Here is a 25,599-nt window from a genome sequence, read left to right on the forward strand (position 1 = left end):
CGGAAATGGAGATCGTGGAGGCTGTGGAACAGCCAAGTCTGACCTACCGTTTGAATTTTGAAGACGGGACGATTGACGGACAGATCGACGGTTTAAAGGCGATAGAACAGGCTGTCGTGAAAATATTGCAAACCCGTCGATTCGAACACCTGATTTACAGCAGCGATTATGGTCATGAACTGGATTCGGTCATTGGCCGCGATCCGCTGTGGGCATATTCCGAGCTGGAGCGCCTCATTGAAGAAGCCATCCTGCAGGATGATCGCGTTGTGGCGGTGGAAAATATCCGAATTTCTTTTCATGGGGAACGGGCTATGGCTGAATTTACAGTGAAGAGTGCGTATGGATTGCTCCATATGACCAAGGAGGTGAGTAAGGATGTTTGAAGAAAAGACGTATGAATTCATTCTTGAACGAATGTTGGAGAGAGTGCCGGACAGCATCGACAAGCGAGAGGGCAGCATTATTTATGATGCACTAGCCCCTTCGGCGGCAGAATTGGCGCAAATGTATCTGGATCTGGATTATTTTGTGAATCTAAGGTTTGCAGAAACGGCGACAGGAGAGTATTTGGATCGGAGCATTGCATGGTCAGGCATAACAAGAAAACAAGCAACGAAGGCCCAGTTGTTGGGCGTATTTTCGGGTAAAGACGCCGTTCCTGTGGAAGTGCCCCTCGGAAGCCGTTTTTCGCTGGATCCGCTGAACTATAAGGTGCTCAAACGGATAGAGGCGGGGCGATATGTGCTGGAATGTGAGAGTTCCGGGAAGGAGGGTAACCGGCGTTTCGGAGCGCTTTTACCGCTCGAGTATTTGGAGGGTCTGGTTAAGGCGGAACTGATTGAATTGTTCGTCCCCGGCGAGGATACCGAATCGGACGAATCTTTATTCACCCGGTACCGGGAAAAAATCTCCCGGCCTCTTACCAGCGCGAACCGCCATCAATATGAGTTTTGGGCCAGAGAAAATACGGGGGTTGGCAAGGCAAAGGCTTTTCCTCTTTGGAATGGCCCGGGCACGGTGAAGGTGGTGCTGCTGGATAATGAAATGCGTGCCCCGGCAGCTCCTGTGGTAGAGGAGGTACAAAAGTATATCGATCCTACCCGGGACGGTATGGGGGAAGGAGCCGCTCCGGTCGGAGCGGTAGTCACGGTAATGGGAGCGCTCGAGGTTCCGATAGATGTGGATGTCAAGGTGACTCTGTTAAATGGGGCAGGTATAGACGGGGTAAAAGAAGCAATTGAGCAAGGGGTTTCCCGATATTTAAAAGAGCTGGCGATGGCAGATCCGCTCGTCCGGTACAATCGGATTGCCAACGTTATTTTGGATGTTCCCGCAGTCATAGACTACGAGATATTGACGCTTAATGGAGGGACGGAAAGCATTCCTGTTGATTCCGAATCCGTAGCCGTATTGGGGACGGTGACGGTGTCATGAGCAAAGCCGAAGTTTGGATGAGCTACCTGCCGTCATATTATCAACATGTAAGGGAAATCAAGACCATTGCCGAGGTAGAAGGGACGGAACTGGATCGACTGGCTTATGACATAGAGGATGTTATGAACCAAAGCTATCCCGAGACGGCAACCTGGGCTCTTTCCCGCTATGAGCAGGAATTAAACGTTCCGGTCAATCTGGCCAAACCGGTGGAACAAAGACGATCTGTTGTAATCTCGAAAATGCGAGGGAGCGGGAAAGTATCCGGCAGCATGCTGAAAAGCGTGGCCCAGGCTTATGAACGCGGCTCCATCGATGTTAGCGTCCAGCCGGAAGAGTATAAGATCAAGATCCGTTTTGTAGATACGTACGGCTTGCCCCCAAATCTTAATGACTTGAAAGCAGCCATTGAAGAGATAAAGCCTGCTCATCTGGCTGTGGAGTATTCGCTACGATATCTAACCATTGCAGAGGCGGAGAGTATGACCGTAGAAAAAATTGAATTAACGACACAAGATAGATTTCTAGGAGGTGGAGCGTAATGGCAAATCCCAAAACACCGAATATCGGATTGAATAAAATCGACCGGTCCTCACCGGCAACTACGTATTTCGATCTAGAAAAGTATATTGATCAAAACGCAGATACTATCGATCAGTTTGCCGGGAAAGTGAACGCAGCAATTGAAGATACCAGCCAGCGCCTTGATACTGAGAAGCACCAGGAAGTCGTGCTTCAACCAGGCATGCAAATCCTTAACGCTGAACGAAGCGCGCCTTTTTCGTTAAGCGGGATTAAGGGGCGGACGTTGGTGAATTTGGCAGGACGTTTAGGAAAAGCAGATGATCCCTCTAAATTAGTTCAATATCAGATAACTGCCGTAGCTGACTCTGGAGCGTCAAAGGTAACCCTAAAAGCTACAACCGGTGCACTAGCTGTAAGACCCATGAAATATCTTGCTGGAAAGAAATATATCTTGTTGGGTGAAGTAAAGAACGGAAACACGACTGAGGAAATTTTTGTTCAAGCTGCAGGTGTTACAAGCATAGACATGGTTTCACTGATAAAGTCATCCGATTCCTCAAATTTTGTAACAGTGGCTACAAAATTTTCTTCTACAACTGACGTTGTCGGCTCGATAGAAGTTGTATTTAGAGGAGCAGTTGACCAGTACGCTTGGGTTAAAAATTTGAGAGCTTACGAAATCTCCGCAGAAGAATACACCGCACTCGACTCAATGTCCCCTGAACAGATCGTCTCTAAGTATCCGTACGTTGACAGCGTTCAGCCAGTCCGTAACCCATATGCGATTCGTTACGGGGAAAATCTGCTGCCGCCGTTTTACGAGTGGGTTGCACAAGGTACAACAAGAGTCCTGTCAAAATATGAAGTGGAGATATCTTCGACGACAAACAATGTCTCAGCATTAGAATATGATGTTCCCGTAATACCAAACAGCAACTATACCTTAAGCATTGATCAGAATGGGTCTTCGATGTCAGTTACTGGTGGGGCTGATGGTATAGCAATTGTGAACAATACAGCCGTGGCTTCAATAACGTTTAATAGCGGCAACAGAAATACAGTTCGAGTTTATGTATCGAACTATGCGGAAGGGCAGAGCACTCCAAGAGTTGGGAACTTTATATTTAAAAATCCGATGCTCACAATTGGTTCCACTCCTAAACCATTCAAGCCGCGGGAAGATTCTATGCTTGCTCTTCAAACGGACTTATATGCTGATCCTATTACATCCGAGAATGCTGACGAAGTTATTGAACGCAACGGGCAGTATTTCAAGCTGGCTAAGTGGAAAAGAAAAGTTTTGGATGGTTCGCTAGATTGGGCGTTTAACAACAGCGTAACAGGGGTAAAACGCATTGGTGCTCCGATAACTTTAAACTGGTTCCCATTCACATCGGGAACAGGTTTTGCAACTAAATATGACGGGAAAATGTTAACTATCAGTACAACCGTGGATGTCTCTGCTCCGTCAGATTCGTTTACGTTATGGGATAACAACTATGTTTATCTCGATATATCAAGTGCCGACAGCGGTTGGGGGGACAGCTACCATCCGACGCCATACGAGATTAAGGCCTATTTTTGGGGTTGGAAGATGTTTGATTCGAAATCTAATCCAGATGGTACAGGAGTCTATAATAGGACTGATGGTCTGTACAAAGGGTGGGCTCGAAGGATATCGGAAGGTACCTTTGTCGAGGGTACGAGCCAACTTCCTACGATAATCGCTCCTCAGTTTACGCCGTATCAACTCGTATACCAACTCGCAACGCCAACGGTCGAGTCTATCGATTCCGAAGGTATGCTGACGTTTAATGAAGGCGATAATCAGATCGAGGTTGGAACGGGGATTGTGATTCGGGAGAGAGCGAAGCCTACGCACTATTCACCCAACGGAAATTACTATATCAACAATAAAGAATTAAGTGGAAGCTTACTAAAGAATAAGGTGTCCCTCATGCTGAGAGTTTACCGAAATGGACAGGTTGATAATACCGCAAAGATCGAAAATGATGCTAATGCATATGGCAAACAGCACGTTAGATTTTTACCGTCAGACTTTGATCAAACCGCCGCCTATTCCGTAACATACCTAATGCCGGACAAATTGCTAGTCGTTCCGTTTATCGGTTCTTACGCCACTAATGAAAAGGCCATGCTACAGGAACTCACTGACGCTGTACAACAAAATGCGACTGCAACTTCATCGATAGTCTCTGCTTTAGAATTAATTGCTGGGGCTGGAGCTGCTAAAGAGGCGGAGACAAATGTAAAGAAATATGTTGATTCAAAGCCGTGGCAGAAAGCAGCATTGACGAGGGACGATTGGAAAAACATCGATTTGCCGCCTGGGTTCGACCTTAACACGCTTGTAAAAAACGGATTTTATAATGGATTTAAATTAAAAAATGCTCCTACTTTAGAAGGAGAAGATAGATGGATTTATATTGAAGTGCAGTGTCACACGAACGGGGACGGTTATGTACTCCAAAGGGTCTCAAAGCTAAACTCTGGAGTTAATGCATTTTACCAACGAACTAAGGAAAACGGTGTTTGGTATCCATGGAGCCCAGACCTTTTTACCTCTGTCGCTAACGGGAAACAGGCGATCGCTTCCGCCATTAGCGACAAGGGAGTTCCGGCATCAGGAAGCGACGAATTTGCGGTTTTAGCGAGTAAGGTTGGACAGATTAGTACCGGGTCCACATCCCTTGTGTCAACGTCATTTTCAGATGTACCTCTCTCGTCTGTCTATACCCGTGAATTGCTGACGATTCCAGGGGGGCGTAATACTGCTAGTATTTTTAGCATTGAAGCAGATAACAAAACAAGTTTAAATAAACACACGATATATATAAGCTGCAATTCAATTGGTTACCAATATTTGGAGAATAATAATTATCAGGAAGTAAGTCTGTATCTCGTGGATAGCTCGGGGCAGCGGGCTGTACTAGGTGCAGATAGAATTGTGGGGAAAGGAACATTTAATAATCCCTCTACAACCCTAACTATATCAGCACTTCAACTTGACCGTACATCCCGACAAATTGTATTCACGGGATTCAATAATGGCGGTAATGTAAAAACGGTAACATTGCCATCAAACTTCAGAACTCAAGACCCATTAAAACTTATTGCCGAATTTTCTATTAACTACCCACCTACTGTTGATCACCGTTGTTCTGGGGCAGTCAATAAAGCTTATGTCGTCGTATTTTAAGGAGGGTTAATATGTATATTATTTATCAAAAAGTTGCAGAGACAACTGGACGAGTGCAAGAGGTTATTTTCTTCCCAACTGAAGCCGACAAAACAAGGCCAGGCCGCGACATTGGAGATAAGCCGATGGTTTACCCGGACAATATTCCTGGCTTGGCATCGAGGCTGATGATCAACTTGGAAACTGATGAGCTTTATTATGATTACTACGCGCCTAAAACGGTGGAATCGAAAATCACTGAACTCGGACAAGAAAATGGAGCTTTACGCCAAGCGGTGGCAGAGCTCACAATGATGATGATTGCCCCTCAGGCCCCAGAAGGAGGTGAGGGACTATGACGTTTACTAAGGACAGCGGTTTGGTTAAGGTTTGGGTAAGTCTGGTGATGGTCGGGACATATAAATTAGAGCAGGTTCCGCAGCTGTATAATCTTAAAACGGTTGTAGCCGAAGTCGTAAACAAAACAGCTTAACTCGTGACGCCGCAAGGCGTTTTTTTTTAGCCCCCGGCCTACCGGGGGCTTTTTTAAACTCAAAGGAGGGAAAAGGATGGACATCACTGCCGTTACCGCTTTATTGGCTGCTGTCAGTGAGATTGTGCTGGGCTGGATGGGCGGGGCGAGGGCCTTTTAACAGGAAGTTGCCCAAGAGGCCGGAGCGGATGCTTCGCTGCATACGGATGTGTCATACATCAAGCGGGGCATTGATAACATCCAGGTGGATCTCCGGCTGCAAGGCCAGCGGATGGATGGATTGTCTGAAAGAATTACGAGGCTGGAAGAGTCGTTTAAGCAGGCGCACAAGCGGCTCGACAGACTGGAAGAATAAAATAGGTATAGATCTCAGTGAGTAGGAATAACCTATTGAATGGAAACGCATACAGGAAGAGCTGCGAAACGAAGAAGGGATACATGCTGTTGGTTCGACAAATGATTGAGCCAGATTGGGCAACTGAAAAATAACAGAGGATTTAGACGCTTCCTTGCTTCGAGGCTTGTCGAAAGTAAGCCTTCAGGTTGGGTGGCTTTCCCTTGCCCACAATTTGCTGAAGTGGCAACAAAGAAGCAAAAAGGTCGAGTTTGGGGTAGAAATATAACCCTTAACTCGACCTTTTTTGAATCAAGCGAACCTCACAATAATAAAAAACTACTTTTGGGACAGCCCCTTCCGGTTTTTTCGTGGGAAGACGAAATCGCTATTCTAAGACCTGAGGATAACGTGCCCATGGAATTTAAAATGATAAGAAATACGAACATATATTCGTACATTTTTCATCCCTTCATTCGCTTAAAGCTCTTCTTTATCCGTCCATTCATCCGTCAGCGCATCCGTTTCAGGGATGTAAGATTATATCATCGGGAATGAAGCAAAAGAGGACATACCGAAAACACGCGCAGTGTACTGCGAACCGGCCGACGAAGGCCGGCTTTTTGTTTCGGAGAAGCTTTTGGCTCCATTCCCGTCTTACTACTCAATACGGAAAGGAGGGGCCGTGTTGCGCAAGCAAGCGATCATTGCTGAAAGCCGTGGAGCTGACGACAGGAAGGAAGCCTTCCGGCCATTCCCGGAGTGAGGGGGGCGGTGAGGCAGGCCGTCACGGCCAGCATCCCCGAACTCGCAGGCCGGGTATATGATGTAAGCCCGCCGGGTGGTGCAGCCGATGATCCGTTTGCCGTCATTTCGCTGGGCGAGGATGTATGGAAATCCTCATGGGCGGGGTACAGGCAGGTGGTTCGGCTGAAGCTGCATGCAGGAAGCTTGGGTTTGGGGCAGCTGGATGCATGGGCCAATCGACTAATCAAGGAATTGCACCGAAAAAGAGTGACCGGTACCGACAATGAAGCGTTTATCCTTCATTACTTGGGCGTGCCGGATGCGGACATTCTTGATTCGGCAACCGGAAAAAGCGGCAGAATGCTGCGTTTCGGCATCTACATGCCGGAAGCTTCAGGAACCGGACCGCCGATGCAGCCGGACGAATGGCTTCATGTTCTGACGGCTTGGACAAGTGAGCTGCTGGGAAATCCCTGGCGGATCTATCATTCGGCCTGGCCGGCGGACCGGGAAGAATACGCCGTTCTTTGGCGGATGGCTGGCTGCGAGACAAAGACGTCGGGGGCTTCCATGGTTGAAGTCCGCAAGAGCTTTATCGGACATATTGCTTCCCCGGCCTTGGAGAGCGGGCAGCTGACGGCTGTAGCGCTTGTGGAGGAGCTCGGAGCCAAGGTTCAGTTGCTGCTGGATCCTGAGGATCGCCGGTATCTATCGGTGGCGGAGGCATCCGCCAATCTGCAGGCCGATCCCATTCTTGACGGACAGGTTAAGCTGACCCTGATGCAGAGGCGGCTGCGGCCGGCGGAAGAGGCAGCGTTGATTCGCCGGGTTAACGTTCATCCTATTTTAAAGTGAGGTGGTCCTGATGGCTAAAAAAGCTGTCGACACGAAAGTCCGTGAAAGCCGTGCTCCCCGTTATGAGCTGGCCGAATTGAAGGCCCATGCCAAGGAACTGTTCGAGGTCCGGGCAGAAGTGCTTGAAGGCGCGATGTATGGGGCAGACGGAGAGCTGTTTACGGTACCCGAGGTTCAAGAAAAAATCAAACAATTTATGAAAGCGAATGTGGTCTAATCATGGCGGGTGGAACTTGGGAAAACATGAATAAACCGGTATTGCCGGGATTGTATATGAATTTTAAGGCGGCGGCCGATACCGCTATTCAGGGAGGCTCCCGCGGTACGGTCGTGGTTCCGGTCAAAGCCAACTGGGGACCGGTGCGCGAATTTGTGGAAATCGGAAGCGAACGCGCGATTGGCGAAGTGTATTCCACGGACAGTTTAGATGGAGCAACAGCTTACCAGACATTGTATATGGCTTTGCTGGGCGGACCTAAAAAACTGCTTGCTTACCGTTTGGCGGATAACACTGCGGCAACCGCATCCGTGACGCTTAAAAATTCGGCGGATACTCCGTCCGATGTTCTGCAGCTGCAGGCCAAATACCCGGGCAGCCGGGGCAACGGATTCTCTGTCACGATCCAGCCTTCTCTTGGCGATCCTTCGGCACGCGAGCTTCGCCTGTATGAGGGAGCCAAGCTGCTTGGCACCTATAAAGGAGCGGACGGCTCCGCAGCCGCGATTGCGGCGCAGATGAACCAGGACAGCGATAATGTTTGGGTAACCGCCAAGGTGCTCGGCGACGGCGGCATTCCGGCCGATGTGAGCGGCGCGGCGCTGTCGGGAGGAAAGAGCGGCAATGGCGGAATTACGAATGCCGATTACATCGCGATGCAGGATGCGGTGGAAGGTCAGCAGTTTGACGTACTGGCCTTGGATTATGCAGCCGATATGGCGTTGCTGCAAAGTTTTGCCGCTTGGGTGAAGCGTCTCCGGGGCGAAGGCCGCGGCGTGATGGCTGTTTTTGGAGGAAGCTCAGCGGATGATGTATCCAAGGATGCGGTAAAACTGGCAACGGCCCGTTCGCTGGCACTAAATCATGAAGGAATCATCAACGTCGGCACGGGCGTGCGTCTTACGGGCGTGGATTACAGCTCCGCACAGACGGCAGCTTATGTGGCAGGTCTCGTCGCAGGTCAGCGGCTGAATCAATCCGCTACATACGCAGTCACTCCATTTGAAGACGTAACCCGCCGCTGGACGCGCTCCGAGCAGGAGCAGGCGGTGCGAAGCGGCGTGTTCCTGTTCTTTTTCGACGGACGTCAGGTTAAGGCGCTTCGCGGCATCAATACGTTGGTTAACCCGGCCGAGGGCCAAAACAACGCCTGGAAAAAAATTCGTTCCATCCGCGTTATGGATGCCATCAATGCCGATCTGCAGCAGGCTGCGGAACAAACGTATATCGGCAAGGTGAACAACACCGAGGAAGGACGGCTCGCGCTGATCGGTGCCGTGAAAGAATACCTTGCCCAGTTGTCCCTTAGTAATGTGATTGAGCAGAACGGTTACGACGTTATTCTGGATCCTGCCTATTACGGCGATTCCGCGGTGAATAAGCCGGAGCCGGATCAAGTGTTCCTGCAATGGAACGTGAAGTTGACCGATGTGATGGAGCAACTGTTCGGCACCTTTTACGTGCAGTAAGTAAACGTCTTTCGACTTAAGTCAAAGGCGGCAATTTGATTAAAGGGTTGTTTTTGCATTTAAAACCAAATTATAGGAGGAACAAAACATGATGGATGCTTCAAGAGTCATTCTGGGAACGTACGGCCAGGCGTATATCGACGGGGTGTGGCAGACGCATATTAACAAGCTGGAAGCCAGCGTGGAAATGGAAAAGCGCGAGCTCAAGCTCGTTGGACATGACTGGACGGTGCACAAAAGCGGAAGCAAAAAAGGAACGGGTACCATGAGCGGCTATAAGGTGACTTCCGATATGATTTCCCGCGGCTTCACGAAATTCGATATCATCTCCAAGCTGGATGATCCTGAATCTTACGGCCATGAGCGTGTTCGCCTTATCCGCTGCATGCCCGACAAAATCCAGCTGGCCAACTGGACGGCCGGAGAAGAAGTACAGGAAGAAACGGCTTTTACCTTTGAGGGCTATGAGCTTCTGGATCCGATTACTGCGGATTAAGCACGGCTTTATCCATCATAAAGGAGCTAGCATGATAAATCCCCACGGCTGTGGGGATTTTGCGCTGCTCCGATGTACGCTTACATTTTAGCGATTCATTTTGTAAATAAAGGAGAGATCGATATATGAGCTTACAGGAAAATTTAAGCGAAGAGCAAATTTTGGACAGTCTGTTTGAGGCGGCCGAGAAACTGCCGGAGGAAACCGTGCGAATTAAGCGTTTGGACATGCAGATCGTTCTTCACGGCCTGACCTCAAGCAAAGTCGACAGCATCCGCGAGCGCTGCACGGTTCGCCGGACGGTAAAAGGCTCCGTGGATGAAAAGGTGGACACCGAAACGTTTAACGCGCTCCTCATTTCGGAAGCGACGGGCAGCCTTTCCGTTAAGGGACTGACCTTGAACGGTTGGGGCGATCCGCGGATCACGAGCCGTTTGAAACTGTCGGGCGGGGAGCAGGCCGTGCGCCGCATGCTGCTGGCGGGAGAGCTGGATGCCGTCGGCGATAAAGTGCTGGAGCTGTCCGGCTTCGGAGTTGAAATTGCCGACCTAAAAAACTGATCGGCTCCGGGGGAATGACGACGATGCTGTATCATCTGTGGGTCCGGCATCACCTTCGTCCCGGAGAGTTTTGGCGTCTGCCGCGTGGAGAACGCCTGCTGCTGCTGGCTTTTTCCGAAATGGAAATGGACAGCATGGCGGGCCAGATCGAAATGAACGGGGGGTGAATCTATAGTGGCAGAAATGATAAATTACCGCATGAATCTCGTCATTGACCCGAAAAACGCGATCAAGGCGAACCGGGAGCTGCGGGCGATGGAGCGTTATTTTGAACGAATTCAGGGACGCGTCTACAAGATCGGGAGAACCCGCATGGCGCCTGAAATCGTGCTGAAGGACAGCGCTTCGAAGGGACTCGATGCCCTGCTTGATAAAATCAACCGGGTAAAATCCCAGGTGATTCAAGCGTCTGCAAACGTGAATTTGAATGTTAAGCAGACAGCGACTACGGGCGGAAATTCCGGCGCTCCATCATTTCCTGACTTTTCCTCGTTGACTGGGGAGCTTCAGGCGAATACGGCAGCTTTGACGAGTATGACAGATAAGCTCGGATCATTGAAGCTTGGGGGACAGCCCAAGGAAGATAAGCCGAAATCTATCTGGGATAAAATCAAAGACGGATTCGGGGCCGCAAAATCAATCGGCGGCGGCGTAAAAAATGTAATGGAAATCCCCGATAAATTTCAAGAAATGAAAGATACTTTCCTAGGAAAGTCTGAGGAAAAATGCTGCTGCTGTAAAAATTTCTCCTCAGGCTTGGGTTTAGATGTGCCGGGTAATGAATCATCGAAAGATAAGGGGAAACCAGGCAAAAAGAAAGGGAGATTCAGGAAAACCCTTGGTAAGCTTGGTGGTTTAGTGGAGACCGTTGGCTCGGCAGGCAGCGATCTTATAGGGGGATTTCAAGATTTCGGAAAATTGTTTGGTGGTAAGAACAAAGATGATGCGCTCTCAAACCACTCTAAAGATACTGGCAAAAGCAATTCGGCTACAACTGACAGCGCAGCTAAAAAGCTTGACAAAAGCAGCAGCGGGATAGCCGCCAGTACGCCAAAAGCACCCGAAACAAACACAGCAATAACCAGCACGCCAAAAGTGCCAGAAAAAAACGCAGCCATAGCCAGTGCGCCAAAAGAGCTTGAAAAAAGCGTAGCTGAAAGCGCGCCTAAAGGAATTGGCAAAATAGGAAAGCCTCCGGCTTTATGAAAGGGCTTGGCAAGAAGCTCTTAGGCCCATTAAGCTTTCTATCCGATGCGGCCTCGATTGCTACGGCAGCGCCCGGAAAAGAGCGCGCCAAAGCCATTGGCTCGACCGTCGGAGGGGGTATAGGTACGGCGATTGGCGGCTTTTTTGGATCGGTCATTCCAGGGGCGGGAACCTATGTAGGTTCAGCACTCGGAGGTGCCGCCGGTAGTTGGCTTGGGGAGAAGGCAGGGGCGATCGCCTCGGATGCCGGGAAATTCTTAGGAGAAGTGTCTTCCAAAGTGGGCGACTTCATTGGAGATAAGTGGTCGAAAGTCACGGATTTCTTCTCCTTCGGCAAAAAGAAGGAACCGGAAAAGGATATCGCGGACAAACCGGCCATCATGGCGGAACCTTCGGCACCGCCCAAGGCGCCTGCTGTTGCAAGTCCGACTTCTCCTGCATTGTCGGCTCCTCTCATGCCGGGTGCTTTTCCATACGGCTTTGCCCCGATGCCTTTTGCAGGACCGCTAACCCCGACCATGCCATATGGCCAGATTCCGGCGTTAAATGCAGGGCCTCGGATCCAAGATGCGGCGAGTGGAGCAGCGTCAGGAGGGAAAACGACGCCGCAGATGGTTCAGATCAGTCCGGAGCAGATGACATCTTTGTCGGCCGGATTAAAGGACTTCAAGACGGAGACGACGATGAACTACAATCTTCCGCCGGGCGCGGTACAGGTTACCGTTCGCGAGGAACATCCGGTGAATGTGGAAGGGCTGATTCTGCAAATCGGACAGCGGCTGAGGACCGAATTCAACAAAGCGACGCAGAACCGGAAGCCGCCAGCGAAGGCTCCTATGTAATTTTTTTGCAAAAGGTCTGGCAGAATCAAGGCCATCCGAAAAGAAAGGAGGGGCGGAAGTGAAATTTATGTTGATCAACGGCAAGGGCAAACGATTTACCTTTCCGGTTAATCCGGAAGAGATCACCATCTCGCGGCAAAAGGGGTATGACACCTCCACGATCCTGTCGTACGGAGAATTCGATTTTCCGCAGGGAGACAAGATTAAGGAGATATCTTTTTCGTCTTTTTTTCCCAAAGAGTATGATGAATCCTACTGCAAAGTAAGGAAAGACAGGCTGCCCAACCCGCAAACCGCCATGAACGCGCTCAATGATTTTTTGGTGTCCAAAACCCCATTGCGGTTTATTATTACGCAGTCGGCGGTTAATGTACCCGTATTCGTATCCTCGCATCAAACGACCTTCCGCGGCGGTGAACTTGGGGATGTGTATTTTGACATCACTCTCCGTTCCTGGAGGGAAATGAAGGTTGCGAAAACGGCAGGGGGCAAAAAAGGATCCGCCGGAGCATTCACCAATAAAAAAATTCGCATGGATATGAAGGAAAAGAACAAGACTTATGTCGTCAAACCAGGGGATTCGCTCTCCAAAATCGCTAAGCTGGAACTGGGGGACAGCTCCAAATGGAACCAGATTTACAAGCTGAACCAGAAGGCGATCGGCAAAAATCCTAACGCGATCAAGCCCGGACAGAAGCTGGTGCTGTCATGAGTTATAAAGTGATTTTGCAGGATCGGTATGATTTGTCCCCTTTGGTGGAAGCCATCAACCTGCGGGATTCGCTGGAGCAGATCGCCTATCAGGGAACGGTCAACCTGGTGGTGACACCGGATATGCCGCCGATCCAGCCGGGGATGGCGATCCGGATCAGCGGTATTCCTTACGGTAAAAAAGATTACGTTCCTCTCCTTCACCCGGCGGTCGTATGGGAAGCGGAAACCTCGAATAACGGGATCAAACGGATGACGCTCACGCTGTACGATCGCACGGTGTATCTGGATAAGTCGGAGGATGAGTATTTATTTCCGGCCAAACAGACCGCTTCGCAGCGGATTCGAAAATATGCGGCGGACTGGAATTTGAAAATAGCCGTTTTGCCGGATACGAAGAAAGAACTTGGGCGAGCCGTATACCGGACGCAGTCGATTTATGCCAGCATGTTTGCCGATCTGAGGGAGACGGCCAAGGCCGGCGGAAAGCTGTACCATCCGCGGATGATCGCCTCAGGACTTGAGCTGTACGAGCTTGGTTCCAATAAAGAGGTGTACGTGCTCGAATCGTTTACGGATACGACGCAATCGCGCACGCTCGAGGGAGCGGCCACCAAGGTTAAGGTGTTAACGACAACGGCAAGCGAGACGGGAAAAGAGGTCCCTTCCAAAGTGCTGGCCATTGAGGAAAAGGACATCGAGAAATATGGTCAGCTGCAGAAAATCATCCAAGACGATGAAGCAAAATCCAAGGCGGCAGCGAAGGAGCTTGCCAAAAGCGCTCTGAGGGGCATCCAAGAGACGATTTCCCTGAATGCTCCGGATATCAACACGATCCGTGCCGGGGACGCCGTCATGCTGGGCACGATGAAGCTGCTTGTCATCTCGGTCAGCCGGGAGCTCGGCCATCCGGGAAGCATGTCGCTGGAGCTGGGGACATATGACGATGTTAAAAGGAGGTTTTACCTTGAATAAGGACCCCTATGGACAATTGGCGTCTTCTCTGTATGCCTCGTTCAACAAGCAAACGCGTCAAGCTTTGGGCGGGGTAGGAGCGGTACTGGGTACCGTAACGTCGACCGGTCTGAAGCTGGATGATTTCAAACATGAGTTTCAGGATTATATGGTCGCGGAGCTCCCCGGTTTGCTCACTCTTCCCCTTCACGATGTTAAGGGAAGCATGGAATGGGAGGGCAGACAGGTGAACACATCGTTTCATTTTGATGAATCCGAGGTTGAAGATGCCCGACTGGAGCCGGGAAAAGGCTTGAAACCGGGAGACCGCGTACTGGCGGTCCGCGTCAACGGCGGTAATGACGTGGTGGTGGTATGCAAGGTGGTGAACGGTCATGGCTAATCTGTTCCCTGAAAATGATGACATGAACTGGACCGAGGTCACGGAGCCGGAGGCCATCGAGGAGAGCGGAGCCATCTTTGGCAGGAGCTGGCGATATGATTTTGAAGCCGGCGAGTTTGTGATGTCCCCGACCCACAAAATCATGTCAGCGGATGAAAGGGAGGCTTGGGTGATCTGGTGCGAAAAAGCCATCCGTACGCCGCGTTACCGCCATCTTATTTATTCACGGGATTACGGCAGCGAGTTGGAGGATCTGATCGGCATGGACTACGATCATGATTTGCAGGAAAGCGAGATTCGGCGGATGGTTACCGAAACGCTTTTGACGGATACGCGCACGGAGAGCGTGGATCAATTCGTTTTCTCCTGGGAGGGAGAAACTTGCCGCTTCAGCTGCCGCATTGCGAACACACGGGATGAAACGGAAATCATAGAAAGTGAGGTGGTGGTGTGATGGCAGATTTGCCGTTCTATTTGCAGGATCAAACGGAAGAAAATATCATGAGCCGCATGCTGGATAAAGTGCCTTCGGACATCGACAAATCCGAGGGTTCTTTTATTTGGGATGCCCAGGCGCCGGTGGCGTTTATGCTGTCCGAAGCGGCCCTTTGGGCGCAGGAACTGCTGCGGCGCGGGTTCGCCGGCACGGCTGCCAGCGACAATGAAGCGTATCGTTCTCCTGAGCTGGATTTGAGAGCAGCGGAACACGGCATTGCCAGACGTGAGGCGGTTGCCTCGTCCGGCAGTGTCTTGTTTACGGGGAAACCGGGTACGGTCGTCCCAGCGGGAACGTATGTGGCTACGCCGGCAGATGAAATTTCCGGGGAATCTTCCGTGGAATATGTAACAACTGCCGAAATTACGATGTCTGATACGGGTACCGGTGCTGCGCCAATCCGGGCGGTGACTCCAGGTAAAAGAGGAAACGTGCCTGCAGGCGTCATTCAGGTGATGATGACCTCCATTAGCGGCATAACTTCGGTTACGAATCCGGAACCGACAAAGAGCGGTGCGGATATCGAAACGGACCCGTCGCTGCTGGAACGATTTTATGCCAAAGTCCGCAGTCAAGGCACCAGCGGCAACAAAGCACAGTATATGCAGTGGGCGAATGAAATCGCCGGCGTCGGCGGAGTCGAGGTGGTCCCTTTATGGAAGGGGCCGGGCACGGTAGGGCTGTATGTGATCGATACGGACAAGCGTGCCGCCAGCAAGGATATCGTCGATGCCGTTCAAAAGTATATCGACCCTACCCAAGATGGTCAAGGAGAGGGAATGGCTCCGGCCGGACCGGTCATTACCGTGATGCCCGCCGAGGAAGTGAAAATCAATATCTCGGTGAAGGTCCAGCGTACGCAGGAGAAACCTTCAACGCTGGATGAGATCCGCCAGCTAATCGAGGATGGCGTTCGTACCTATCTGAAGCAGATCGCTTTTAACCGGAAGGATCCTCTGGTGCGATACACGAGGATCGCCGCTGTTCTGCTGGATATCCCGATTATTGTGGATTACACCGATTTGGCGATTAACGGCAATACGGAGCAGGCAAACATCGAAATCGGCTCTGGCCAGGTAGCGGTGCTGGGGACGGTGAGCGTCAGTGAATAACGTGAGAATAAACAGCTTGCGGGGCCGCGAGCTGTTTTCTTATCTTCCCGCCTATTATGAAACTTCGCGCGTGATGCAAGCGGATATGGACGCCAAGGGCAGCGAGCTGGATGCCCTTTATCAGGCGCTGAATGCGGCCGCAGACCAGTCTTTGTCCGTACGGCCACCTGGGGGTTGGACCAATGGGAAGCCGAGCTCGACATTCCCACGGACCGGACCAAGCCGATTGAGCAGCGGCGGGCCGTGCTGGAGTCGAAGCTGCGTGGTGCGGGGACCTTTACGGGACGTCTCGTCAAGAATGTCGCCGAGGCCTACGACGGCGGAACCGTTGACGTCTCTTTTCAACCGGAGGAATGGAGCTTTACCGTCAAGTTTATCGATACTTTGGGGATTCCGCCCAATCTGGAGGATTTAAAGGCGGCGATTGAGGAGATTAAACCGGCGCATCTGGCGGTAAAGTATGCGTTTAACTATTTGCTCATTCGAGATATTCATGATGTGATGACCATCCATGAGATGGGACAGACTCCACTAGACAAATTTGCAGGAGGTGCTTAAATTGTCCAGTAATACACCAAATTTGGGATTGCTGAAAAAAGATCCGATGGTCGACGGTAATGAGACCTTTAATATTGAAACGATGCTGAACGACAACTGGGACAAGATTGACGAGGCTGTAGGGCAAGTTAGAGAGGACTTGGGGAATGTAAACATCCCGGATGCATCCCTTACCACCAAGGGGAAAGTACAATTGTCTAATGCAACGGACAGCACTGCAGAAAATGTGGCTGCAACGCCGAAAGCGGTAAAAGAGGCATATGACCGAGGCAGCGCGGGCGTAACGGCAGCGGCAGCGGCACAGTCGAAGGCAGATGCGGCAGAGACTCCAGCGGGTGCGCAGGCGAAGGCGAATGCTGCGGAGACGAATGCGAAAACTTATGCAGAGAATTATACCAAGCAAAATTCGGCTCTGGTTGGGTGGAATAGCGTTAATGGCGGTGTCCGCACTGCCTTCAACATCTCTAGTCAGAACTTGAATTCTATCGTCAACACGGGGTTTTACGATGGATTACAGATGTCCAATGCCCCAAAAGGCGAGACTGGGTGGTTCTTCGTTCAGGTGATCTCCCATAGCAATAATCCGGGGCAGTGGACGACCCAAATCGCCTATGACTTTAATGCCGCGCATAGGACGTTTAGACGGACACAAACCAATGGCGCTTGGAGTGCATGGACGCAAATCGGCAATGCCTCGGTGAGTGATGACCCCAATCATATAACTTACCACGTACCCAGCCAATACCCAACAGTCGCGGCGGCAGTGGAGGCTATACCGAAATTTAATGCGGGTCCCCGGACCATATCCATCGCCCCGGACCATTACGACACTAGTGAACCAGAGCTTACTGGTTTTGCTGGTGGGGTGATCAGCATTAAGGGTCAGACCAATGCGCAGTACCCGGACGGACCAACCTTCTCCCGCCCCATCAGGATCGTAAATAATAACTGTAGATTTACCCTTGCCGTCTTTAGGCTCGAAGGGAGTGCTAGGTTGGAAGTTCAGGATAACGGTAATTACACCTACATGTTCGACATCGTGAAGGTCGGGGGTGGTCAGGGGATAATAGTGGCTGGTGGTTTTGCCTCCATTGTATTCGGCGTCTTTGTGGGTTGCAGTACGGCAGTCACAGCGACCAACGGTGCATCAGTTGTTTGTAGGGGGAACGCCGGGAACAACAATACCGTTGGTTATAGTACGAGCGAGGCTACTATGTACGTCTCCTACAACTCAATGTCGGCCACCACGTTGAAATATACAGATAGTGGTGGTAGGATCTTCGAGGGTGCGCAACCAGCAGGAACATAAAAGGAGGTTGATGATGTGGCTACAACATACGTGGTAGATAGGAAATCCCAGGTCGCAGGGGTGGTCCGGGATGTAATAGAAATAGGAGAGGATTACGCCTACGGTAGGGATTCATCGGTAATGGGCGTAGATATAAACGAAGCAAAAATAGTCGTTGTGAACACTGATTTGGAACTGGAGCAGGGTGACACCTTCCCGGACGAATATGGAGATGATATAAGTGATCAATTTAGAAAGGTAAATAAAGATATTCAGATTGATGAAATGAACACAACGATCGGAACCCTTTTACTGGAGAGTGCGAACGATAAGGCGACAATAGCATCCCTGGAGGAAACCGTGGGGACACTGTTACTCGAACTGGCTGCCCTGAAAGGAGGTGCAGAGTAATGTGGTATACGATCATCAAGCGCTACTACGACAACCAACATCCTCTATATAACAATGACAGCTTGAAGACCTTTGTCACCGCAAAAATGATTACATTAGAAGAATACAAGAAAATCACAAACGTTGAATATTCAGCATAGTTCGCCGGAAGGCGTTTTTTTTTATGCCCTGGGGATCCCTGGGGCTTTATTTTTCAATTTTAGACAGGAGGGAAAAAGGATGGACATCACTGCCGTCATCGCTTTATTGGCTGCTGTCAGTGGGATTGTGCTGGGCTGGATGGGCGGGGCGAGGGCGTTTAAACAGGAAGTTGCCCAAGAGGCCGGAGCGGATGCTTCGCTGCATACGGATGTGTCATACATCAAGCGGGGCATTGATAACATCCAGGTGGATCTCCGGCTGCAAGGCCAGCGGATGGATGGGTTGTCTGAAAGAATTACGAGGCTGGAAGAGTCGTCTAAGCAAGCGCACAAGCGGCTCGATAGACTGGAAGAATAAGATAAGGTATAGGATCGCAAGAGGAGGAATGACCTATGGAATGGAAGATGATTTTTGAACTGATCGATCCGCGGCTGCTGGCGGTTGTCGCTGCATGTTGGGTCGTCGGTTACATTTTGAAAAATACCCCTAAAATACCGGATTGGAGCATCGTGTACGTCGTCGTTGTTTTGGCGGTAGTCTTGACGTCGGGATTGCTGGGTTGGAGCATAGAATCCTTAATACAAGGCATATTGGCCGGCGCATTTGCCGTATTCGGTCATCAGGCGGTCAAACAAGCGATAAAGGGAGCTGATGAAAAATGAAAAAGGTATGGATTGACGCAGGGCATGGCGGCAAGGACTCCGGTGCGGCAGCCAACGGGCTGCTGGAGAAGAACATCGCGCTGGCCTTGTCGCTGGGCGTCAAAACGCGTCTGGAAGCCGGCTATGAAGATGTGCAGGTGCAACTGTCCCGATCCACGGATGTGTTCGTGGAACTGGCGGACCGGACGAATGCGGCCAACCGTGCCGGGGCCGACGTTTTGGTGTCCATCCACTGCAACGCGGGAGGAGGTTCCGGAGGCTTCGAATCCTATCGCTATAGTACTGCACAACCCGCGTCCTCGGCTTTGCAGAACGTCCTCCATGCCGAAATCATGGCGGCCCTAAAACCGTTCGGGGTCACGGACAGAGGAAAAAAAGCCAAAAATCTGCACATGGTCCGAGAGAGCCGAATGCCTGCCGTCCTGACCGAAAATCTGTTTATCGATGTCGCAGCCGATGCGAACTTGTTAAAGCAATCCAAAGTGATCGACGCCTTGGCGGACGGCCATGCTTCCGGCATTGCCAAGCATTTGGGCCTCAAGCGAAAAGACTCCGGAGAGCCAGGAAACGACCCGGTTCGCGATATTGACAAGGTGAGTCCCTGGGCGGCCGCAGCTTGGGAAAATGCGGTGAAAAACGGTTTTTTTGACGGAAAACGCCCTGGCGCGTCGATCACCCGAGAGGAGGCGGCTGTATTGGTCAGCCGGCTGCAGGACCATTTTTCCAAGCTCATGGCAACGAAATTGGAAAAGACAACGGGAGCAACGGATAAAGCAGAATGATCCGCTCCGGAACATGGCTGATGCCGCTCTTGCCTGCGAAACCCATCCGATTCGAAAGATCCCCGAAACAAAGGTGGCTCCCGCCGTTCATTAGCAACGGAAGGAGCCAACTTTGTTTTGTTAAGGGACGGTCACCGTGCTAACCGTTTCGGATAGATTGCCGGCGTGGTCCGTGATGACATAGGTAACGGTGTAGATCCGTCCTTTTCCTCGCTTCGATTTTTCCGCGCGCAAGCGGAAATGGTCGTCGGGGGTTCCAAACTCCGCGTCCTGGATATCCGGTCCGGCCTTGCCTTTGCCTTGATCCATTTCGTTATCATCCCCTTGGTGTTCTTCAGGGGAGTTACTGCGATGACCAGGCTTGTTTTTTTCCTGTATGGCAATGGAGATGAGCCGAATGGAAGCCACCCCGGACCCTTCATCCGCGGCGTCAAAAACAGCGCGGATATCGACCAGCTTGCGATTCGGCGCCTTAAGAACGGACGGTGTCAGTTTCACCTTCAGGACCGGAGCCGTTTTGTCGATCGTATTCACGACAGCGGTCATGGAGCCTTTATGGCCCGCCTCATCCACATATTCGAAGGTGAAGTTGCCGTTCTCCGTAAACCTGCGGGTCGGGGACCCGCCGTTGTTGGTCACGGTAAACTTGCTGTCCGAGACAAGGGTGGCGTATACATCCTGGTTGGTGGGTCCGGTTAAGCTGTACTGGATGCTTGTGATGATCCCCGAATAGGTAACGTCAGGGGAAGCCTTGAAATTAACCCCTTGGTTATCCAACACATTCCCATCCAGCTTGATCTCTTTGCCGGACTCAAGGTGAATTCCGTTGCTGTTTCCCGTGATGATATTGTTCAAAATATGGACGTCGCGGGGTTCGCCCGCTCCGATGCCGCCGGCCTTTTCATCGCCTTGATCATACTCCAGAAGAATTCCCCAGTACCGCTCGGCAAGGTTGTTTTGGATGGTATTGTTCCGGATCACCGTACCCGGGCCGTTTAAAATGTTGATCCCTGCGGCATCCGGGATGTCCGACGTATTCTCGATAAGATTATGTTCGATGATCGTATCCGGCGTTCCCATCGACACGGTAATACCTTCCCGTGTATTGCGGATCGTGTTGTCGTGAATGTAATTTTTCGGTCCGGATTTGCTGTGGTTGCTTGGCGCGGTCCCGCCGGTATTGCCGAGCCCGATGCCAGCACCGTAAGGCATGTCTTCGATCCGGTTGCCGTGGATTTCGTTAAGGTATTCCAGTTCCCCGTGAAGATCGATGGCGTCCAGCCTCACGTTCCGGAATTGATTGTTCCGGATCACGTTATTATGGGCAACGAATTGAATAAGCGTGCCATGCCGCAGATAAGGCCCCTCAAAGCTGGAATTCTCGACCAGGTTCCACCGGGTATCGTTGGCAAAGCCGTTGCGGTCCACTTTGGGGATGCCTTGAATGGACACGCCGTAGCCGGCGCCTCCGGGTCCCACGTCGGTCGCATTGCGAAAGGTCGTATTCCGCACGACGATATCATGGCTGTTCTCGATCCGGATGCCCATCCGGCTGAATTTTTCGATGATAACCCCGTCAATGGTGATATTGTACGACGGAGCCTCGCCATAGTTGGCTGTCGTAATCATCATGTCGGGACCGCCGCCGTCCGGATTGTTGACCTTGTGATCGGTGGAATATTTGCCTTCCCAGGCCGAGGTCAGCGTCAGGTTCGAAATGACAAGGTCATGCTGTTTGGCGGATTTGATCATGGAACTGTTTCTAACCTTGTTCAGCGAGGTCTTCAATATGGAGCCGCCTCGACTCTCTCCCCGGAGATTGACCTCCGATTTTAACGTCAGGTTCGTCAATCCGTCCGGCGCGCTGTTCAAGTTATAAACGCCGTTTGGAAAATACACTTCGTCCCCGGGCTCCGCCTCGTCGATCGCCCTTTGGATGGCTTTACGGTCGTCGGTATCGTTATCCGCCGGATCCGCTCCATAGTCCACCACATTCAAGGTTCTTCCGTTGACGCCATGGGGCTGATGAACGAGATGGTCGCTGCCGTCGGCATTTTTCAAGCCGGGCTCGGTAAAAGGCTCCGTGCCATCCGGCGGTTTGGGCACAAAATCCGGGATCACGGCCACCGGAGTCTCTCCGCCTTCGAAAGGAGGATAGACGTGAACCTCGGTCAGGCTTGTATATAGGCTGCCGTCCGAATTGCCGCGGCCGATGATTCTCAAATAGCGGGCCTTCACGTCGGGTATATCAAAGGCCTGCATGGCCGTGGTTTTGCCGCTGCTGGTTCCGTTGAACCGGGGAGTCCAGGCGAGCCCGTCGTCCGACGTCTCGATATCGATGGTAGCGGACCTTGCATTGCCTTTGTAAAAAGCGATGCCCGCGTAGCCGATGTCCACCGGTTCCCCCAAATCGTATTGAATCCAGGGTCCCTCGCCGGCGGAAGACCAGCGTGTGTACAGATTGTTATCCAGGGTGTAATCTTCGATGTTGCCGTCGCTTCCGCTTGCGCTTACCGATTTCACAGGCAGCGGCGTAAGCGGACCGGACAGGGTGGATACCGTCAAAGCCAGCGGAGCTGCGCTGATGTTGCCGGCTGCGTCAACCGCCTCCACTTTGTAGCGATACTGCGTCTTCGGAGCAAGACTTTTCGCTTCATAACCGGTGGACCCGTCGCTGATGTCGGCGACAAGAGCATCGTTTTGGTACAGCCGGTACTTGGCAACCTTTTGATTATCTTCCGCTTTCGGCCAAGCCAAGCGGACGTGATCCTCGTCGATGCCTGTCAGCGACAGCCGGCTTCCTTCAGGCCAGGAGGGAGGGGTCCGATCCTCGTTTGAATCGACGATTTGTTTGACGATAAGCTTCGGTCTCGGATTGCTTGTTCCGTTTGCTTCTTTGGAATACACATTGACGCTGATCCCCGCGCTGCCTGCATCCCCCAGAATAAAAGTGGATTTTTCCCGGGACAAGTTTCTTCTCACGTAATCCGTTACATCGACGCTGTAGAGGTCAGGCCGGCCTCCGTTGTTGGCTTCAACCGTAAAGGAGCCGAGGAACTCGGCCTCCGCCAAACTTTTAACGGGCGCGTTGTTCCAGGTTAATGAAGACTCTGTCCAGGCGTAATCCTGAATACCGTACACGGAGAGGGTGACGGGTGTATTGCTGGAGCCTTTTTTGGCTGAGACTTGAAATTCATACTGATAGGAAGGGTCGCTCAGCGAAGACGCGTCAAACTTGAAATAAACGTACTTTTTGCTTGAGGTTCCCGACGAAACGTTAAACAGCCCGGTGCTGGAGCCGCTGGCGGAATTCATGTTCGTGTCAGGCTTTGTGCTGTCGATCAACGCGTCGTCGCTCGACTCCAGGCTGCCGATCTCGACCGGGATTCCAGTTGGGTCCGTCGGCTTGTATTTGTCTTTGTACAGGATCGGCGTCTTGACCTCCAGGTTCTTCACATGCTGTTCCATAAAAGCCCAAGCCTGCGTTTCGGCGATGGATTTGGCCTCTCCCGTAAAACCGTGTCCTTGACCGGGCACGATCTGAAAGTCCACGACCGGCACTCCTGCGGCCGTCAGCTGGTCGGCAAAAGTAACGCTGTCGGTATAGGGGATGACGGCGTCCGCGTCTCCGTGGCGAATCCAGAACGGCGGATCATCCGTCGAAGCATACGTTCCCGGCATCGCGAGCCTGGCCTGAACGGGAACGGACTTGGCGTTATGTCCGCCCAGCAGCTTGGTCACGGAACTGTAGCGGTCGGCAAAATCCGTCGTAAAATCGGCGGGGCCGTACCAATCGACGACCGCTTGCACTTTGGTGGAATATTCCGGCCAACCTCCGATTCCCTCGATATCCGGTAAATTCACGGTATCCCCGGTATCCAGGGTGACGGTGTCCTCCATCGTCAGATCCCCTGTCGTTCCGAGCAGGGAAGCGAGATGCCCGCCCGCCGAGGTTCCCCACACGCCGATGCGGCTCGGATCGATATGATACCGGGCGGCATGGGCGCGAAGGTAGCGGATCGCCAGCTTCACGTCCTGGATCTGGGCCGGATAAGGCGCTTCGGGCGTCAAGCGGTAGCTTAAGGAGACGCCGATATAACCCCGCTTCAGCACGTAATTGCATATGCTGCCCAAGGCGTTCTTGCGGCCCCCTTTATTCCATCCTCCGCCATGGATGTAAATCATGACGGGCATGGGCTTTGACGGCGGGGTGCTCGGGACGGCGATGGACGTATACAGATCACGGTCGCCCGCTTTGCCGATCAGCACATCTTCGTAAAGGGTAACGCCTTCAGGGACAGCAAAAGGCTCAGGTTCCGTTGGCGTCGGTACCGGCACGGGGTTTTCGGCAGGCGGGATGCCCGGTATGGCCTGGCCGGCTAACGAAAAGCTGTCGATATACATGTTGCCGTTCATGGGATCGCCGACCCGAAAGCGGATCCTCACGTTCGGATTGCTGTTCGCATCGGAGGGCAGCGTCCAGGTTTTAAGGGTGTTCGGTTCGCTTCGCGGTGCTTCGGCCGTTCCCGGAGGGAGCTTGAATTCCTCAAGCACGTTCCAGGTGGCGCCGCCGTCGGGAGACCAATCGACCACGATGCTGCCGCTCACATAGGATGAGGCTCTGATATAGTAGCTTACTTTGATGTTTCCGTAACCGGTCGTATTCACCGGCAAATAAACCGAGTCCGTCACATCGATTTTCATGAGATTGGGCGCGGAGGGCGCGCTGCTTGAAACGGAGGTCTTGGCTTTGCTGCCTCCTTCGCCGGTCTGGATCCAGGGCAGCGGCACGACGATTCCCCCGGTGGCACCGTAAGCCTCGGAATCAAAGTTATCGGAGAAGAACCCGATCTCTGGACCTTCCGGTTCCGGGAGGGGGGGTGCCAGGGACTTTTCATTTTCTCGAGAGGCGATGGCTGGGATTTCGTCCTTCGAAGAAGCGGCGGCTGGAATTTCGGACATCCCCGGTAAGCTGCTCATAAGTCCGCCCTCGTGAAGCGGCGCGGCAGATTCAGCCTGCTGAAATTGCACGTCTGGTTCTGCCTGTATAGGCCCTAATGGACCGACAGCGCCGAATGGCATCAGCAGGCAAAGTGTTAAGCTGATCGTCTTTATCCACAGCTTTTTCAATATTCATCCCCGCTTTCGTCAGATTTGTGGAAAGCTCCGGGAAGGTTGCAGTTCCCGGCATACGGTATGGTTTTCATGAGGATGGTAGGGGCGCTCGTTTTTTGCCCGCGTTCCTTGCAAAATGCCTAATGCGCGCTTCTTCCGGTGAGCGCCTGCTGCACTGAATGGCGGGAGGTCAGGCTCAAACAGATATGCAAACTTAGGGGTGAAGATGCGTCAAGGAGAAGAAGGTCGCTTGGACATGATTCTATTGAATTTTTTACATCATACACTCCTTTTCAAAACTTATATCCCTCCTGAAAATGAGATAATTGCGATCGAAGCATGCCCCCTTTTCTTGAAATTGCGCATGAAATGATAGCGCTTACTCAAAACGTAGCAGAGTTAAGCATCATCGGTCTTGTGTATATCGCAGAGAAATTTGGTTGTTTTTTGGGGTTGTGCCTATATCTTTTTTTCATTCCGGCGGAGTATGTCATATAATCTAAACAAGATTGAAACTTACCGCACATGTATATCGTAATTTATCTTCCTCGCGCAGGAAGGTTAATTCACATATATAGACTGAGAT

General features: G+C 51.6%; 27 protein-coding genes and 2 pseudogenes. 28 read left to right on the plus strand and 1 reads right to left on the minus strand.

The features are described 5' to 3' along the window. Positions 1 to 5: 5 nt before the first annotated feature. From XI25_RS28535 to XI25_RS28655, 28 genes and pseudogenes are all read left to right on the plus strand, one after another. Complete coding sequence (locus tag XI25_RS28535) at positions 6 to 386, plus strand: DUF2634 domain-containing protein (RefSeq protein ID WP_235440501.1); 381 nt, start codon at positions 6 to 8, stop codon at positions 384 to 386. After that, positions 379 to 1,437: a baseplate J/gp47 family protein gene (locus XI25_RS28540; protein ID WP_046681229.1), complete on the plus strand. Its 1,059-nt coding sequence runs from the start codon at positions 379 to 381 to the stop codon at positions 1,435 to 1,437. Before XI25_RS28535 ends, XI25_RS28540 begins: the two co-directional genes overlap by 8 nt. Then, positions 1,434 to 1,979 carry a putative phage tail protein gene (locus XI25_RS28545; protein WP_046681230.1) on the plus strand — a complete coding sequence of 182 codons (546 nt, stop codon included), beginning with the start codon at positions 1,434 to 1,436 and terminating at the stop codon, positions 1,977 to 1,979. Before XI25_RS28540 ends, XI25_RS28545 begins: the two co-directional genes overlap by 4 nt. Beyond that, positions 1,979 to 5,182: a pyocin knob domain-containing protein gene (locus tag XI25_RS28550; RefSeq protein ID WP_052759786.1), complete on the plus strand. Its 3,204-nt coding sequence runs from the start codon at positions 1,979 to 1,981 to the stop codon at positions 5,180 to 5,182. The genes XI25_RS28545 and XI25_RS28550 overlap by 1 nt, the downstream gene beginning before the upstream one ends. A gap of 11 nt (positions 5,183 to 5,193) precedes the next feature. Further along, positions 5,194 to 5,520: a hypothetical protein gene (locus XI25_RS28555; protein ID WP_046681231.1), complete on the plus strand. Its 327-nt coding sequence runs from the start codon at positions 5,194 to 5,196 to the stop codon at positions 5,518 to 5,520. Then, complete coding sequence (locus XI25_RS33835; RefSeq protein WP_200901493.1) at positions 5,517 to 5,654, plus strand: hypothetical protein; 138 nt, start codon at positions 5,517 to 5,519, stop codon at positions 5,652 to 5,654. Before XI25_RS28555 ends, XI25_RS33835 begins: the two co-directional genes overlap by 4 nt. A gap of 208 nt (positions 5,655 to 5,862) precedes the next feature. Further along, positions 5,863 to 6,009: a hypothetical protein gene (locus XI25_RS35555; protein ID WP_235440485.1), complete on the plus strand. Its 147-nt coding sequence runs from the start codon at positions 5,863 to 5,865 to the stop codon at positions 6,007 to 6,009. Positions 6,010 to 6,086: 77 nt separating this feature from the next. Further along, positions 6,087 to 6,277 (plus strand): annotated as a pseudogene (locus XI25_RS37125) (transposase); the annotation flags it as partial. A gap of 485 nt (positions 6,278 to 6,762) precedes the next feature. Further along, positions 6,763 to 7,590, plus strand: a complete 828-nt coding sequence (locus XI25_RS28570; RefSeq protein WP_327204871.1) for a hypothetical protein — start codon at positions 6,763 to 6,765, stop codon at positions 7,588 to 7,590. Between the two features lie 10 nt (positions 7,591 to 7,600). After that, complete coding sequence (locus XI25_RS28575) at positions 7,601 to 7,807, plus strand: hypothetical protein (RefSeq protein ID WP_046681234.1); 207 nt, start codon at positions 7,601 to 7,603, stop codon at positions 7,805 to 7,807. 2 nt (positions 7,808 to 7,809) lie between these two features. Continuing rightward, positions 7,810 to 9,276, plus strand: a complete 1,467-nt coding sequence (locus XI25_RS28580; RefSeq protein WP_046681235.1) for a phage tail sheath family protein — start codon at positions 7,810 to 7,812, stop codon at positions 9,274 to 9,276. Between the two features lie 88 nt (positions 9,277 to 9,364). Continuing rightward, on the plus strand, positions 9,365 to 9,772 hold the full coding sequence (locus XI25_RS28585; protein ID WP_046681236.1) for a phage tail tube protein: 408 nt from the start codon (positions 9,365 to 9,367) through the stop codon (positions 9,770 to 9,772). A 125-nt stretch (positions 9,773 to 9,897) separates the two neighbouring features. Continuing rightward, the gene (locus XI25_RS28590; RefSeq protein WP_046681237.1) at positions 9,898 to 10,332 is read left to right on the plus strand and encodes a phage tail assembly chaperone; all 435 of its coding nucleotides are present in this window, start codon (positions 9,898 to 9,900) and stop codon (positions 10,330 to 10,332) included. A 23-nt stretch (positions 10,333 to 10,355) separates the two neighbouring features. Next, a complete protein-coding gene (locus XI25_RS33840; RefSeq protein WP_200901494.1) occupies positions 10,356 to 10,499 on the plus strand; it encodes a hypothetical protein in 144 nt (47 codons plus the stop codon). Positions 10,500 to 10,506: 7 nt separating this feature from the next. Continuing rightward, positions 10,507 to 11,538, plus strand: coding sequence for a hypothetical protein (locus XI25_RS35560; protein WP_052759787.1), 1,032 nt, complete (start codon positions 10,507 to 10,509; stop codon positions 11,536 to 11,538). Further along, positions 11,535 to 12,380 carry a hypothetical protein gene (locus XI25_RS28600; RefSeq protein WP_046681238.1) on the plus strand — a complete coding sequence of 282 codons (846 nt, stop codon included), beginning with the start codon at positions 11,535 to 11,537 and terminating at the stop codon, positions 12,378 to 12,380. Before XI25_RS35560 ends, XI25_RS28600 begins: the two co-directional genes overlap by 4 nt. A 67-nt stretch (positions 12,381 to 12,447) precedes the next feature. Beyond that, entirely contained in the window at positions 12,448 to 13,092 is a 645-nt protein-coding gene (locus tag XI25_RS28605) for a LysM peptidoglycan-binding domain-containing protein (RefSeq protein WP_442950445.1), read from the plus strand. Continuing rightward, positions 13,089 to 14,066, plus strand: coding sequence for an XkdQ/YqbQ family protein (locus XI25_RS28610; RefSeq protein ID WP_046681240.1), 978 nt, complete (start codon positions 13,089 to 13,091; stop codon positions 14,064 to 14,066). Before XI25_RS28605 ends, XI25_RS28610 begins: the two co-directional genes overlap by 4 nt. Next, complete coding sequence (locus XI25_RS28615) at positions 14,059 to 14,448, plus strand: hypothetical protein (protein ID WP_046681241.1); 390 nt, start codon at positions 14,059 to 14,061, stop codon at positions 14,446 to 14,448. The genes XI25_RS28610 and XI25_RS28615 overlap by 8 nt, the downstream gene beginning before the upstream one ends. Continuing rightward, the gene (locus tag XI25_RS28620) at positions 14,441 to 14,902 is read left to right on the plus strand and encodes a DUF2634 domain-containing protein (RefSeq protein WP_046681242.1); all 462 of its coding nucleotides are present in this window, start codon (positions 14,441 to 14,443) and stop codon (positions 14,900 to 14,902) included. The genes XI25_RS28615 and XI25_RS28620 overlap by 8 nt, the downstream gene beginning before the upstream one ends. Then, complete coding sequence (locus XI25_RS28625) at positions 14,902 to 16,056, plus strand: baseplate J/gp47 family protein (RefSeq protein WP_046681243.1); 1,155 nt, start codon at positions 14,902 to 14,904, stop codon at positions 16,054 to 16,056. Before XI25_RS28620 ends, XI25_RS28625 begins: the two co-directional genes overlap by 1 nt. Next, positions 16,049 to 16,614: pseudogene (locus tag XI25_RS28630) on the plus strand (YmfQ family protein). The gene XI25_RS28625 and the pseudogene XI25_RS28630 overlap by 8 nt, the downstream one beginning before the upstream one ends. Before the next feature lies 1 nt (position 16,615). Continuing rightward, positions 16,616 to 17,923, plus strand: a complete 1,308-nt coding sequence (locus XI25_RS33845; RefSeq protein WP_046681244.1) for a pyocin knob domain-containing protein — start codon at positions 16,616 to 16,618, stop codon at positions 17,921 to 17,923. 15 nt (positions 17,924 to 17,938) lie between these two features. Further along, positions 17,939 to 18,313 (plus strand): hypothetical protein, encoded by a 375-nt coding sequence (locus tag XI25_RS28640; RefSeq protein ID WP_046681245.1) that lies wholly within the window; start codon positions 17,939 to 17,941, stop codon positions 18,311 to 18,313. Further along, on the plus strand, positions 18,313 to 18,453 hold the full coding sequence (locus XI25_RS32625) for an XkdX family protein (RefSeq protein ID WP_082112526.1): 141 nt from the start codon (positions 18,313 to 18,315) through the stop codon (positions 18,451 to 18,453). The genes XI25_RS28640 and XI25_RS32625 overlap by 1 nt, the downstream gene beginning before the upstream one ends. Positions 18,454 to 18,532: 79 nt before the next feature. After that, positions 18,533 to 18,811 carry a hypothetical protein gene (locus XI25_RS28645; protein ID WP_046681246.1) on the plus strand — a complete coding sequence of 93 codons (279 nt, stop codon included), beginning with the start codon at positions 18,533 to 18,535 and terminating at the stop codon, positions 18,809 to 18,811. 35 nt (positions 18,812 to 18,846) lie between these two features. Next, entirely contained in the window at positions 18,847 to 19,116 is a 270-nt protein-coding gene (locus XI25_RS28650) for a phage holin family protein (RefSeq protein ID WP_046681247.1), read from the plus strand. Beyond that, a complete protein-coding gene (locus tag XI25_RS28655) occupies positions 19,113 to 19,898 on the plus strand; it encodes an N-acetylmuramoyl-L-alanine amidase (RefSeq protein ID WP_082112527.1) in 786 nt (261 codons plus the stop codon). Before XI25_RS28650 ends, XI25_RS28655 begins: the two co-directional genes overlap by 4 nt. 120 nt (positions 19,899 to 20,018) lie before the next feature. Here the strand turns inward: XI25_RS28655 and XI25_RS28660 are convergent, their stop codons facing one another. Then, a complete protein-coding gene (locus XI25_RS28660; RefSeq protein WP_235440486.1) occupies positions 20,019 to 25,028 on the minus strand; it encodes an alpha/beta hydrolase fold domain-containing protein in 5,010 nt (1,669 codons plus the stop codon). Positions 25,029 to 25,599 lie beyond the last annotated feature (571 nt).

Source organism: Paenibacillus sp. DMB20 (assembly GCF_000987955.1).
GTDB lineage: Bacteria > Bacillota > Bacilli > Paenibacillales > Paenibacillaceae > Paenibacillus_AQ.